Here is a 13556-nt window from a genome sequence, read left to right as displayed (position 1 = left end):
GCGGCGGTGTGTTCGCTACTGCAGCTGGATCGCGAGCAGTGCGCGTCTGCACTGGGCATTGCCGCCAGCTTCAGTGGCGGTTTGTGGGGCTTTATTCACGACGGATCGCACACCAAAAAACTGCATGCCGCGCGTGCCGCAGAAGGCGGCGTGCAGGCCGCGCTGCTGGCACAACGCGGCATCAGTGGGCCTTCGGCGGTGTTTGAACCGCGCTGGGGCGGCTTCCTGCAAACCTTAGCGGCAGATACTCAGCAGCCACAGGCCTTGACGGCGGATCTCGGTGAGGTATGGAAACTGGCGCGCTGCTCGATCAAACCTTACGCCTCGTGCCGTGGTACCCACGCGGCGATTGATGCGCTGGGAATCCTGCTGCAACAGCATGATGTGCGCGTAGAGCAGATCGCGCGTATCGTGGTGGGCGTGAATCCGTTCCTGCTGGAGATGTGCGGCGGACGCGAGTTACACAGCCTGGCGGCGGCGCAGATGAGCCTGCCGTATGCGCTGGCGGCGCGAGCGCTTTACGACTCGGCGGAACTGGCGAGTTATGACGACGCCAAACGGCTGCATCCTGATGTGGAAGCGTTGCTGGCGCGTATTGAGCTGGTGATCGATGAACAGCAGAGCCGCGACGACGAACCGTGGGTGCGGCTGGAAACCGAGCAGGGCGTACAGTGGCAGCAGCATGTGCCGGTGCCGTCAGGCGCGCCAACCAATCCGCTCACGCTGGATGCGCTGCTGGCGAAGTACCACAGTTTGGCGGCGCGCGTGTTGCCGCTGGATCAGGTCGAACGGCTCGAGGTGGTGTGTCTGGAGTTGGATGAGGTGGCGGATGTAAGGGAAGTGGTGGGGTTGTTGGCGATAAGGTGATTTTATTGTGCTCGCTGTTTCCCATCCCGGTCGGTGCACGCTGTCCCCCTCCTCGGTCCTCCCCCATAAATGGGGGAGGAAGATGCTGCCACATGTCAGTGATGAAGCTGCATGCGGCAGCGTCTCCTTCCCCCGCTTGCGGGGGAAGGCCGGGATGGGGGAAAGCCAGCACAGGCTAAACCCTGCCCGACAACCCCTCAATCCGCACCATCGCCGCCAGCAAGCGCGCTTCGGTCACCGCTTCGGCCATGTTCTCCATATCCGGCGCATGCACCGATTCGCGCACAATCCGCGCCAGCTCATGCTCATCCAGCTCGGCAATCTCGCTCAGCGTCAGCGGCACGCCGCAGTCGCGTGCCAGGCGCATCTCATCCAACACCTCCTCATCGGCGCGATTCTCCAGCGCCAGCAAACAAAGATTGCCGAAGCCGACCAGCAGGCCATGACCAAACTCGCGGGTTTTATCGCAGAAGGTAAAACCTTCATAAATCGCATGCGAAGCCGCTGCGTGTGCGCCATTGCTCATCAGCGAGGTTAATCCTGCCCAGGTGAAAATCGCATCCAGCACCTGATCAAGCGACGCGCTGCTCTCACCGCGCAGCACTGCGGCATAGGCCGCCGGGCCGTGTTCGGCAATCACGTCATAACAAATCTGGCTGTGCGCCAGTGACGAGAGCGCATTACCGTCGCGCGCCGGATGGCGTGCGCTGACCGCACGGAACTCGTACCACTTCGCCAGCGTATCGCCCAGCCCGGCGGCAAGCCAGCGCGCGGGCGCTTTTGCCAGCAGCTCGCTGTCGATAATCACTGCTGCCGGTGCCTGCGGCAGCGGGAAGATATCGAAGAAATTGCCGTTATCGTCATAGCGAATACTCAGCGGCGTGACCGCTGAACAGGTGGCGGCAATGGTTGGCAGCGTTACTACCGGCAAGCCGAGCTGTGCGCCCACCGCTTTCACCGTATCCAGCGATTTACCACCGCCGACGCCAATCAGCACCTCGGCGTGCAGTTCGGTTGCCAGCGCCGCTAAACGGTTGATGTGATTGATCGAGGTTTCGCCGCCAAACCACTCCTGCGCCAGCAGCGTGACGTTGGCTGCCAGCAGCTGCGCGCGAACCTGCGCTTCAACCGCCTGCAACGCCTGATGGCCGCCAATCAGCAGCGCACGCTGGCCCAGTCCGGCGCAGATCGCGCCTAATTGATTGATCACGCCCGCACCGCGCAGCACGCGCGCCGGGAACACCAGATTCTGTTGTGTCATCACTTGTTCTCTGTGTAACGGACGCCGGGCAACACGCACAGCATCTCATAAAGGATATTGGCCGCCAGCTGCGAGGTCATGCCGCTGATGTCATACGGCGGCGAGACTTCCACCAGATCGCCGCCCACCAGATTGAGTCCACGGCAGCCGCGCACGATCTCCAGCCCTTGCATCGAAGTCAAACCGCCCACTTCCGGCGTACCGGTGCCGGGCGCCCACGCCGGATCAAAGCTGTCGATATCGTAAGAGAGATACACCGGGCCGTTGCCGATACGCGCGCGCACGTCGGCCATTAGCGGCGTCATGGATCGATACCAGCACTGCTCGGCGGGCACCAGATGGAAGCCCTGATCGACGCCCCACTGAAAATCATCGGCGGCATAGCCTTGCGCACGTTGCCCGATCTGCACCACGCGCTGGCAGTCGAGCAGGCCTTCTTCCACCGCGCGGCGGAACGTGGTGCCGTGCGCGATCTTCTCGCCAAACATCTCGTCGTTGGTATCGGTGTGCGCATCAATGTGAATCAGCCCCAGCGGCCCATGCTTCTTCGCCAGCGCGCGTAAAATCGGCAGCGTTAGCGTGTGATCGCCGCCCAGCGTTAACGGGATAATCGGCCAGGTATTCAGCTCGGTATAATAGTTTTCGATGATATCAACCGATTTCAGCAGGCTGTAGGTGTTGATCGGCACATCGCCGAGATCGCCGACGCGCAGCGAATCAAAGGGCGCGGCGCCGGTGGCCATGTTGTACGGGCGGATCATCACGGAATCGGCGCGAATGGCGCGCGGGCCATAGCGCGTACCGCTGCGCTGCGAGGTGCCGATATCCAGCGGAATGCCGACGAACGCCACATCCAAATTGGCCGGGGAGTCAGCGGCGGGCAAACGCATCATGGTGCCGCGTCCGGCAAAACGGGGCATCTCGTTGCCGCCTTGCGGCTGGGGGAAATCGGTCATCACGCACTCCTTCAGTCAGGTGAAACCCATCATTACCCAGCCCGCGCGCCGGAAAAATCCTTGACAGCAGATAATCACTTCAGAGATTACTTAACTTTAGTTAGCAATCACTGAAGGAAAATCGGTGCAGACGCTTCCCAATCTTAAACTGCTGCAGGTGTTCGCCAGCGTGGTGGAAAATCAGGGCTATTCGCGCGCGCAGCAGGCGCTGAACATGACCACGCCCGCCATCAGCGCCTACATGAGCGAGCTGGAAACGCAGCTCGGTTTTATCCTCTGTCAGCGCGGGCGCGGCGGCTTTACCCTGACCAGCAAAGGCGAGCATTTCTATCGTTACAGTCAGGAGATGCTGGCGACGCTGGCGGGTTGGCAGGAGCAGGTGGAAACCTTGAAAAGCGCGCAGGGCGGCACCTTCTCGCTTGGCGTGGTGGACGCCACCGTCACCGACAGCACGCTGGATCTGCCCGCTGCCATCGCCCGCTTTAATCAGCGCTTTCCGGCGGTGTTTTTTAATCTGAGCGTGCGCGATCCCAATGAGTTACAGCAGCAGTTGCTGGAGGATCGGCTCGATTTGGCGATTGGTCACTTCCCGCTGCGCGCCAGCAATCTGGTGACCATTCCGCTGTATGAAGAACAGCATTGGCTCTATTGCAGCCCGGAACATCCGCTAGCTGAAGGTCATCCGGATGTGCGCACCGTGCAGCAAACCGGCATGGTGACGCGGCGTTACTGGAATCAGCAGGAGCTCCACAAGCGCGGCTTCCGCCAGAGCAACGCATCGGTGGAGAGCATCGAAGCGCAGCTGACGCTGATTCTCTCCGGCCGCTTTATCGGCTATTTACCCGAACACTATGCGCGCAGCGGGGAACAGCAGGGCACGCTGCGCCGTCTGCTGCCGCACCATTTCCACTTCCGCGCGCCTTTCTCTTTTGCGTTCCGCCGTGGGCGCGCGCGGGAAACCTTGATTCGTGCGATGCGTGAAATTCTGAATCCAGCGCGAAAAAATAGCAGCGAAAGCTGACGCTGCGCCAATACTGTGTAAAAATACAGGCCAATTCAGCAAACAGTAACGAAAATGGCCCTGACAGCAGCGATAAAAAGCCAGATTGCGCAATGGTATAAGGCGCTGCAGCAGCAGGTTCCTGACTTTATCCCGCGCGCGCCGCAGCGCCAGATGATTGCCGAAGTGGCGAAAAGTCTGGCCGGTGACGAAGGGCGTCATCTGGCGATTGAAGCGCCCACCGGCGTCGGCAAAACCCTCTCTTATTTGATTCCCGGTATTGCGGTGAGCCGCGCCGAGGAGAAGCGGCTGGTGATCAGCACCGCCAACGTGGCGTTGCAGGATCAGATCTTCACCAAGGATCTGCCGCTGCTGAAGAAAATCATCCCCGATCTTACCTTTACCGCTGCCTTTGGCCGTGGACGCTATGTTTGTCCGCGCAACCTTGCGGCGCTTGCGGCGACCGAAGATCAGCAGGGCGATTTGCTGCTCTATCTTGATGAAGAGGCGGTGACCGGCTCGAAAGAGGAGCAAAAATTCTGCGCCAAGCTGGAGAAGCAGCTCAGCAGCTACCGCTGGGATGGCTTGCGCGATCACACCGATGTCAACATTGACGACAGCTTGTGGCAACGCCTCTCCACCGACAAAGCCAATTGTCTCGGGCATCACTGCCGCTGGTATCGCGAATGCCCGTTCTTTGTCGCACGTCGCGAAATTGAGCAGGCGGATGTGGTGGTCGCCAACCATGCGCTGGTGATGGCGGCGATGGAGAATGAATCGGTGCTGCCACCGGCGAAAAACCTGATGCTGGTGCTGGACGAAGGCCATCATCTGCCGGAGGTGGCGCGCGATGCGCTGGAGATGAGCGCGGAGATCACGCCCGGCTGGAGCAGTTTGCAGCTCGATCTGTTTGTGCGGCTGGTGGAAACCATCATGGCGCAGTTCCGTCCAAAATCGCCGCCGCCGCTCTCCAATCCGGAACGCCTGAAAGGCCACTGCGACGAAATGCGTGAGCTGCTGCAGATCCTGTGCGATGCCCTCAATCCGCTGCTGCCGGGCCATAATCAGCCGGGTGAGTTCCGCTTTGTGCTGGGCGAACTGCCGGAAGAGCTGCTGAGCTTGTGCGCGCGGCTGTTCAAACTGAGCGATGCGCTGCGTGGCCTGAGTGAAGGCCTGCTCAACGAGTTGGGCGATCAAACCGGTAAAGCCGATATCATGCGGCTGCATAAAGCGATTATTCAGCTCAATCGCCACTTCGGCTGGTTCGAATCAATCAGCAAGCTGTGGCGGCTGGCGGCGATGGAGAAAGCCTCAAATGCGCCGGTGTCGAAGTGGATTACGCGTGAGATCCGCGAAGGCCAGGCGCATCTGCTGTTCCACTGCGCGGGCATTCGCGTGAGCGATCAGCTGGAAAAAATCCTGTGGCGCAAAATCCCGCATGTGGTGGTGACCTCCGCCACGTTGCGCTCGCTCAACAGCTTCAACCGTTTGCAGGAGATGTCTGGCCTGAGCGAGAAAGCCGGCGACCGCTTCGTGGCGCTGGATTCACCGTTTAACCATATCGATCAGGGCAAACTGGTGATTCCGCAGATGCAGTTTGAGCCGCAGATGGCGCAGGAAGCGGAACACATCGCCGAGATGGCGCGTTTCTTCCGTCAGCAGATTGCCGAAGAGAAGCACAAAGGCGTGCTGGTGCTGTTTGCCAGCGGCCGCGCGATGCAGCAGTTTGTCGCGCACATTCCGGAGCTGCGTTTATCAATGCTGGTGCAAGGTGACCAGCCGCGCTCGCGCCTGGTGGCGCTGCACCGGGAACGCGTCGAAGCCGGTAAAACCAGCATTTTAGTGGGGCTGCAATCGTTCGCTGAAGGGCTGGATTTGAAAGGCGATCTGCTGTCGCAGGTGCATATCCATAAAATCGCTTTTCCGCCGGTGGACAGTCCGGTAATTTTGACCGAGGGCGAATGGCTGAAGAGCCTGAAACGTTATCCGTTCGAGGTGCAGAGCTTGCCGAGCGCCTCCTTTACCTTGATTCAACAGGTAGGACGTTTGATTCGCAGCCACAGCTGCTTTGGCGAAATCGTGATTTACGATCGCCGCCTGCTCAACAAAGCTTATGGCAGCCGACTGCTGGCCGCGTTACCGGTGTTCCCGATTGAGCAACCGCCGATGCCGGAAGCTAGCAGTGACAAGCCGAAAAAAAGTCGCAGTAAGAAAATCTAACTTTGGCAGCCGCATGGCGGCGCGCCCTGGAAGCGGGAATGCCTGATGGAACTGAATAAAATCATTAAAGAGATTGGGCGCGGGAAAAATCACGCGCGCGATATCGATTTCGACACCGCGCAGGCGCTCTACAGCGCGATGCTGGCCGGTGAAGTGCCGGAGCTGGAGCTGGGTGGCGTGCTAATTGCACTGCGCATCAAGGGCGAAGGCGAAGAGGAGATGCGCGGTTTTTACCACGCGATGCAGCAGCAGATGATGCAGTTGCAGGCACCGGCTCATCGTCCGGTGCCGATTGTTATTCCCAGCTACAACGGTGCGCGTCGTCAGGGCAATTTGACGCCGCTGCTGGCGCTGCTGCTGGTGAAAATCGGCTTCCCGGTGCTGTTACATGGCGTTAGCGACGATCCCACGCGCATCACCACCGAAGCGGTGCTGGCGGCGCTGGACATCGCGCCTGTGACCTCCGCCGCACAGGCGCAGGCGAAGCTGGATAACGGAGAGTTGGCGTTTATCACCATTGACCATCTATGTGCGCCGATGGCGCAACAGCTGTCGCTGCGCTGGCGTATGGGCGTGCGTAACAGCGCGCATACGCTGGCGAAACTGGCGACGCCGTTTGCCGAACGCGCCGCGCTGCGTCTGGCCAGCGTCTCGCATCCGGAATATGTGCCGCGCGTCGGGAAATTTTTCCAGGATATCGATGCACCGGCGATTCTGCTCAACGGCACCGAAGGCGAGGTGTACGCCAATCCGCAGCGCTGCCCGGCGATTAACTACATTCGCGGCGCGGGTGCAGAAGCGGAAGTGTGGGTTGAGCGCCAGCCGGAAGTGAGTGTGGAACTGCCGGAAAGCAAAAGCGCGCAGGATACCGCTGTGTGGATCAATCAGGTGTTAGCCGGGGAACGCGCTGTACCGCAGGCGCTGCGGTTGCAACTGGCGTGTTGTTTGGTGGCGACCAGGGAATCGGCCAGCATGGCGGATGCGGAAGGGCGCTTACAGCGAGCGGGGATCTGAGGCCTGCCAGGCGCATCCCAAGGTTTCCGTAGGGTCGCCATTCATGGCGACCGCCATCACGCCATCACGCTTTCGCTAACACGCTCTCCACCAAACGCTGCCAGAAGGTAATACCGATCGGCAGCAGCTCATCATTAAAATCGTAATGCGCGTTATGCAGCGGGGCGGACGGCGTCGCGCCATCGGCACCGAGCCAGAAATAGGCGCCGGGACAGGCTTCCATCATGCAGGCAAAATCTTCCGAAGCCATTGAAGGGTTCACCTGCCAATGCACCTGCGACTCGCCGAGCACATCAACCGCCACCGCACGCACCTGTTCGGCTTGCTCTGCATGGTTGGCGGTGACCGGATAACCGGGATACCAGTGAATCTCGCCGCTGACGCCAAACGGACGCGGCAACGTAGTGACAAAATCCTCAATCAGACCACGCACGCGATTGCGCACGTCGGTCTGCAAACATCGTACCGTGCCGCGCAACACAATCTGCTCAGGAATGACGTTAATCGCTTCACCGCCGTGAATTTGTGTCACGCTCACCACCGCCGAAGCCAGCGGTGACAGACGACGCGACGGAATGGTCTGCAGCGCCAGAATCAGTTCGGCGGCCACCACCATCGGATCGGCACCGCTCTCCGGCATCGCCGCATGGCAGCTTTTACCGTGCAGCGTAATTTCAAACGAGTCGAGTGACGCCATCATCGCATCCGGGTTCACCGCCAGCGTGCCCACCGGCATGCCCGGCCAGTTATGCATGGCGTAAACCGCATCCATTGGGAAGCGCTGGAACAGACCTTCTTCCACCATCTTGCGCGCGCCACCCAGATTCTCCTCGGCGGGCTGGAAGATGAAGTGAAGGGTGCCGCTGAAGTTGCGCGTGGCCGCCAGCTGACAGGCTGCAGCCAGCAGAATAGAAGTGTGACCATCATGGCCGCAGGCGTGCATGACGCCAGCTTTTTGCGACTTCCATTGCGGCGCACCTTTTTCGGTGATCGGCAGCGCATCCATATCCGCGCGCAGACCGATAACCGGGCCGGGACCGTTCTCTAAGGTGCCGATGACGCCGGTGCCGGCTAAGCCACGAAACACCTGTAATCCGGCCTCGGTGAGTACCTTCGCGACGAGCTCGCTGGTCTGCTGCTCCTGGTAACCCAGTTCAGGATGTTGGTGTAACTGACGACGCCAGTTGAGGGCGTTTTCCAGCAGTGCAGCAGGCAGGCTCATAAGGTAAGGCTCTCCATTAGCAGCGTGAGCTGCAAAATAATCTATTTACTGTAGTGGCAAGCGCATAGCGGCGTCTATCGCGGAACGGAATGATTTGGCTATAGGGTATAGCGGAATGGAATATAGAAAGAGGCTCGATCGGCTCCTTCTCCCGCACGCGGGAGAAGGCTGGGATGAGGGGGAATGCGGCACAATGTTGAAAGATGCGCGCTGTCCCTCACCCTAAACCTCTCCCGCAGGCGGAAGAGGGGATCGATCGGAGTGCGCGAGGTGAACGTTACTTCTGCATCGGCAGGTTTAAGCCGTGTTCCTGCGCGCAGCTTTGCGCTAATTCATAACCGGCATCCGCGTGACGCATTACGCCGGTAGCCGGATCGTTCCACAACACGCGACCCAGACGCGCATCGGCTTCCTTGCTGCCGTCACACACAATCACTACGCCGGAGTGCTGCGAGAAGCCCATACCAACGCCGCCGCCATGGTGCAGGCTGACCCAGGTCGCGCCGCCTGCGGTGTTCAGCAGGGCATTCAGCAGCGGCCAATCCGATACTGCATCCGAGCCATCCTTCATCGCTTCGGTTTCACGGTTCGGTGACGCCACGGAACCGCAATCCAGATGATCGCGACCAATGACGATCGGCGCTTTTAGATCGCCGTTACGCACCATCTCGTTGAACGCCAGCGCCGCTTTATGACGCTCGCCAAGACCCAGCCAGCAGATACGCGCTGGTAAGCCCTGGAAGGCGATGCGCTCCTGCGCCATGTCGAGCCAGCGGTGCAGATTCTGGTGATCCGGGAACAGCTCTTTCAGCTTGGCATCGGTTTTGTAGATATCTTCCGGATCGCCAGACAGCGCCACCCAGCGGAACGGACCTTTGCCTTCGCAGAACAACGGTCGAATATAGGCCGGCACAAAGCCTGGAAAATCAAAGGCATTTTTCACGCCTTCATCCAGCGCTACCTGACGGATGTTGTTGCCGTAATCCACGGTCGGGACGCCCATGTGATGGAAATCCAGCATCGCCTGTACATGCACCGCCATAGAGGCGCGTGCGGCTTTCTCCACCGCTTTCGGGTTGCTGACACGCTCGGCTTCCCAGCGCGCCACATCCCAACCGACCGGCAGATAACCGTTAATCGGATCGTGCGCCGAAGTTTGATCGGTGACGATATCCGGCTTCATGCCGCCCGCTTTGGCACGTTTCACCAGCTCCGGCACGATTTCAGCGGCGTTGCCCAGCAGGCCAACAGAAATGGCGCGCTTCTCTTTATTCGCCTGATCAATCAGCGCCAGTGCTTCGTCCAGCGTATAGGCTTTGTGATCGACGTAGCGAGTACGGATACGGAAATCGATGCGTGATTCCTGGCACTCAATCGCCAGCACGCTGGCACCGGCCAACACGCCCGCCAGCGGTTGTGCGCCGCCCATGCCACCCAAACCGGCGGTGAGGATCCAGCGGCCGCTGAGATTGCTGTCGTAATGCTGGCGACCGGCTTCGGCGAAGGTTTCAAAGGTACCTTGCACGATGCCCTGCGCACCGATGTAGATCCACGAACCGGCAGTCATCTGGCCGTACATCATCAGGCCTTTTTGATCCAGCTCGTGGAAGTGATCCCAGTTGGCCCAATGTGGCACCAGATTCGAGTTAGCCAGCAGCACGCGCGGTGCATCAGCATGCGTGCGGAATACGCCCACCGGTTTGCCGGACTGGATCAGCAATGTCTCTTCCGGCTGCAGCGCACGCAGCGAACGCAGGATCTGCTCGAAGCACTCCCAGTTTCGCGCGGCTTTACCGATGCCGCCGTACACCACCAGATCTTCCGGGCGCTCTGCCACGTCAGGATCGAGGTTGTTCTGGATCATGCGGTAAGCCGCTTCAATCAACCAGTTGGCGCAGTGCAATTCATTACCGCGCGGCGCACGGATTTCACGGGCTACAGCCTGAGTCAAAGTTTCGCTCATCATCGATTCCTTAATTAACAGTCTTACGCTGGCTTGGCAGCAGCGCGGTAAGGGATTCAGGCCATGCGGATGCGCTGGCCCACAGACGCATGGATTCGATATCCGGCGCCAGTAAACGGTCGTGATCGAGGAAGGCCACGTTCTCGCGGATGCGGCTCATCGCCTGTTCCAGCGTCGGCGAACTCTGCAGCGGACGATGGAAATCAATGCCTTGTGCAGCGGCCATCGCTTCAATACCCACTACGGCGGCGGTGTTGAAGCACATGCTGCCGAGGCGGCGGGCTGCGTAGGTCGCCATCGAGACGTGATCTTCCTGGTTGGCGGAGGTCGGCAGGCTGTCAACGCTGCCAGGATGCGCCAGCGATTTGTTCTCAGACGCCAGCGCCGCCGCAGTGACCTGGGCGATCATAAAGCCGGAGTTAACGCCGCCATCATTGACGAGGAACGGCGGCAAACCGGAGAGGCCGGTATCCAGCAGCAGCGCCAGACGACGCTCGGAGATCGCGCCGATTTCGGCAATCGCCAGTGCCAGAATATCGGCGGCGAAGGCCACCGGCTCGGCGTGGAAGTTACCGCCGGAAATCACATCGCCGCTGTCGCTGAACACCAGCGGATTATCCGAGGCGGCGTTGGCTTCAATCTGTAATACGCGCGCGGCATGCGTCAGGTTATCCAGGCAGGCGCCCATCACCTGTGGCACGCAGCGAATCGAGTAGGGATCCTGCACGCGACCACAGTTGGTGTGCGAGCTGAGGATTTCACTACCGGATAATAAAGAGGAGACGGCGGCGGCAACGTTGATCTGTCCAACCTGACCACGCGCTTCGTGAATACGCGCATCGTAAGGTTTAACCGAGCCTTTAATCGCTTCCAGCGACAGCGCGCCGGCCATCAGGCCCGCCGCGAACAGGTTTTCCGCTTCGAATAGACCGCGCAGCGCCAGCGCATTCGAGACCTGCGTGCCGTTGAGCAGCGCCAGACCTTCTTTAGGGCCCAACACAATCGGCTGCAGGCCAACGCGCGCTAAGCCTTCAGTAGCAGGAATTAATTCGCCCTCGACGCGCACCTGACCTTCGCCCAGCAGCATCAAGGAAAGATGTGCCAGCGGCGCCAGATCGCCTGACGCGCCCACCGAACCTTTCTCCGGGATGCACGGCATCACGCCCGCGTTGAACAGCGCCAGCAACGCTTCAATCAGTTCGATGCGCACGCCAGAGTGGCCGCGCGCCAGGCTGATAATTTTGGTGGCGACCACCAGTCGCGCCACATTGTCCGGCAGCAAATCGCCGAGGCCAACGCTGTGCGACAGCACCAGATTGCGCTGCAGTTCTGCCAGCCGCGCCGAAGGGATTTGCGTCTGCGCCAGCTTGCCGAAACCGGTGTTGATGCCGTACACCACGTTGCCGGATGCGACGATGGCATCGACGGTTTCATGGGCACGAGCAATCGCTGCGCGCGCGTCATCGGCCAACGTGAGCGTTACCTTGCTTTGATAAATGCAGCGCAAGGTCGCGAGGTCCACTTCACCGGGAACGAGGCGAATTTCCTGAACCGAACCTGACATAGTCTACTCCTGTCTATACAAGTGATCTGGCATGAATCGGACGCCGATATTTTGCGATGGGGCGGTCCGATTTGCCGTGGATTGCGATAAGTGAAGCATAAGTGTCTAATCTTGTCTATACAAGTAGCAAGCGCTATGCCAGATTGTTCTTGTTCTGTGAAATGCGGCGCAAAGCGGTGAAACAGGCGCAACCGCAACGTGATTGCACCGCAATGGCACGAAAGCTGCACCACTGCTGGGCGGATTGCACAATTAGATGTATATACATTTACTGGCTGAGACAGTAAACTTTGGGCATTATTGTTTAAAGGAACAGGAAATGGCGGAGCAAACAGCAGTAGCACAGCTGGCTGCGGCGATGGGCGATGAGCCTGCGCCGATTTACCAGCGGGTGAAGCAGGCGATCGTTAGCCAGATCCGTGAAGGCCACTGGAAAGCCAATCAGCGCGTGCCGTCTGAAAGTGAACTGGTGAACGAGCTGGGCGTCAGTCGCATGACCATTAACCGCGCGCTGCGTGAGCTCACCAGCGAAGGTTTTCTGGTGCGCATGCAGGGCGTAGGCACTTTTGTCGCTGAGATGAAGGGCTACACCGCGATGCTGGAAGTGCACAACATCGCCGATGAGATTGCGCAGCGCGGACATCGTCACAGCTGCAAGATTTTGTCGATTGGACAGATGAAGGCCGATCCCGAACAGGCGGCGGTGCTGGGATTATCTACCGGGCAAACGCTGTTCCATTCGCTGATTGTGCATTACGAAAACGATCTGCCGGTGCAGCTGGAAGATCGTTTGGTCAATCCGCTGGTGGCGCCGGATTATCTCAGTCAGGATTATCATCAGCTGACGCCGTACACCTATTTGATGCGCGTCGCCCCGCTGACCGCCGGTGAGCATATTGTTGAAGCGGTGCTGCCGGACCTGCGCCAGCGTAAGCATCTGGCGCTGGATGAACATGAGCCGTGCCTGTTGATTCGTCGTCAGACGTGGAGCGACAACAAGATTGTGACCTACGCGCGCCTGCTTTATCCGGGATCGCGCTATAAGTTGCTGGGGCGCTTTAGAGGACACGGTTAAGCGTGACAAATAACAGTCTGGCATCCGACGTTTGTGGTGCCAGCTGTAGCGTTTCATCCAGCCACCACATCCCCTGATCCACCGCCAGCATTTCTCCGGCCGATGTTTGCCATGTGCCCGCCACCACCCACGCCACGCCGTTTTCGCTGCTGGCCGTTTTTTGCGCGATGCTCACCGCAGACCGCCAGCTGTCGCGCCGCGTCATGATATTGAAATCCTGACAGCTGCCAGAAATTTTAGCTTCAATCGCCCATTCACCGGGAAACGCCCATGGCTGCAGCGGGGTTAAGCGCTGCTGAGCCTGTTCACTCTCAAGTAAAACGCTGTCGCCATGCAGCAAGGTAATCACGCGGTCGATGCCGGGGAAGGGCGAAAACGGCCCGTCGGCGGAGATGGTGGCGATGCTGGCGCGCC

The 13556-nt window shown here is 59.7% G+C and carries 11 protein-coding genes; 5 read left to right on the top strand and 6 right to left on the bottom strand.

Annotation, left to right across the window (positions count from 1 at the left end; genetic code table 11):
• The coding region (locus tag RTM06_RS21435) for an MmgE/PrpD family protein (protein WP_312184655.1) at positions 1-867 on the top strand (867 nt) is incomplete at its 5' end.
• A gap of 175 nt (positions 868-1042) precedes the next feature.
• On the opposite strand, the gene RTM06_RS21430 is transcribed toward RTM06_RS21435, so the two are convergent.
• Entirely contained in the window at positions 1043-2128 is a 1086-nt protein-coding gene (locus tag RTM06_RS21430; protein WP_312184654.1) for an iron-containing alcohol dehydrogenase family protein, read from the bottom strand.
• Positions 2128-3084, bottom strand: coding sequence for an agmatinase (gene speB, locus RTM06_RS21425; RefSeq protein ID WP_409455822.1), 957 nt, complete (start codon positions 3082-3084; stop codon positions 2128-2130). The genes RTM06_RS21430 and speB overlap by 1 nt, the downstream gene beginning before the upstream one ends.
• Positions 3085-3208: 124 nt before the next feature.
• On the opposite strand from speB, the gene RTM06_RS21420 reads away from it, so the two are divergent.
• The 3 genes from RTM06_RS21420 to ybiB are packed head-to-tail and all read left to right on the top strand — an operon-like array spanning position 3209 to position 7318.
• Positions 3209-4105, top strand: a complete 897-nt coding sequence (locus RTM06_RS21420) for a LysR family transcriptional regulator (RefSeq protein WP_312184652.1) — start codon at positions 3209-3211, stop codon at positions 4103-4105.
• Positions 4106-4159: 54 nt separating this feature from the next.
• The gene (gene dinG, locus RTM06_RS21415) at positions 4160-6304 is read left to right on the top strand and encodes an ATP-dependent DNA helicase DinG (RefSeq protein ID WP_312184651.1); all 2145 of its coding nucleotides are present in this window, start codon (positions 4160-4162) and stop codon (positions 6302-6304) included.
• 45 nt (positions 6305-6349) lie between these two features.
• Positions 6350-7318 (top strand): DNA-binding protein YbiB, encoded by a 969-nt coding sequence (gene ybiB / locus RTM06_RS21410; protein ID WP_312184650.1) that lies wholly within the window; start codon positions 6350-6352, stop codon positions 7316-7318.
• Between the two features lie 64 nt (positions 7319-7382).
• Here the strand turns inward: ybiB and RTM06_RS21405 are convergent, their stop codons facing one another.
• The 3 genes from RTM06_RS21405 to hutH form a co-directional block, all read right to left on the bottom strand.
• On the bottom strand, positions 7383-8540 hold the full coding sequence (locus RTM06_RS21405) for a M20 aminoacylase family protein (RefSeq protein WP_293795818.1): 1158 nt from the start codon (positions 8538-8540) through the stop codon (positions 7383-7385).
• A gap of 277 nt (positions 8541-8817) precedes the next feature.
• Entirely contained in the window at positions 8818-10503 is a 1686-nt protein-coding gene (gene hutU, locus RTM06_RS21400) for a urocanate hydratase (protein ID WP_312184649.1), read from the bottom strand.
• A 10-nt stretch (positions 10504-10513) separates the two neighbouring features.
• The gene (gene hutH / locus RTM06_RS21395) at positions 10514-12067 is read right to left on the bottom strand and encodes a histidine ammonia-lyase (RefSeq protein ID WP_312184648.1); all 1554 of its coding nucleotides are present in this window, start codon (positions 12065-12067) and stop codon (positions 10514-10516) included.
• A 319-nt stretch (positions 12068-12386) separates the two neighbouring features.
• Here hutH and hutC point away from each other — a divergent pair, with 319 nt between their 5' ends.
• On the top strand, positions 12387-13142 hold the full coding sequence (gene hutC / locus RTM06_RS21390) for a histidine utilization repressor (RefSeq protein WP_008102577.1): 756 nt from the start codon (positions 12387-12389) through the stop codon (positions 13140-13142).
• Here hutC and RTM06_RS21385 read toward each other — a convergent pair.
• The coding region (locus tag RTM06_RS21385) for a HutD family protein (RefSeq protein ID WP_312184647.1) at positions 13126-13556 on the bottom strand (431 nt) is incomplete at its 5' end. The genes hutC and RTM06_RS21385 overlap by 17 nt on opposite strands.

The sequence above is a fragment of the Pantoea sp. CTOTU46764 genome (assembly GCF_031974595.1).
Lineage (GTDB): Bacteria > Pseudomonadota > Gammaproteobacteria > Enterobacterales > Enterobacteriaceae > Pantoea > Pantoea trifolii.
Note: the sequence above shows the minus strand (reverse complement) of the source record. Positions and strands in the feature narration are given on the sequence as shown.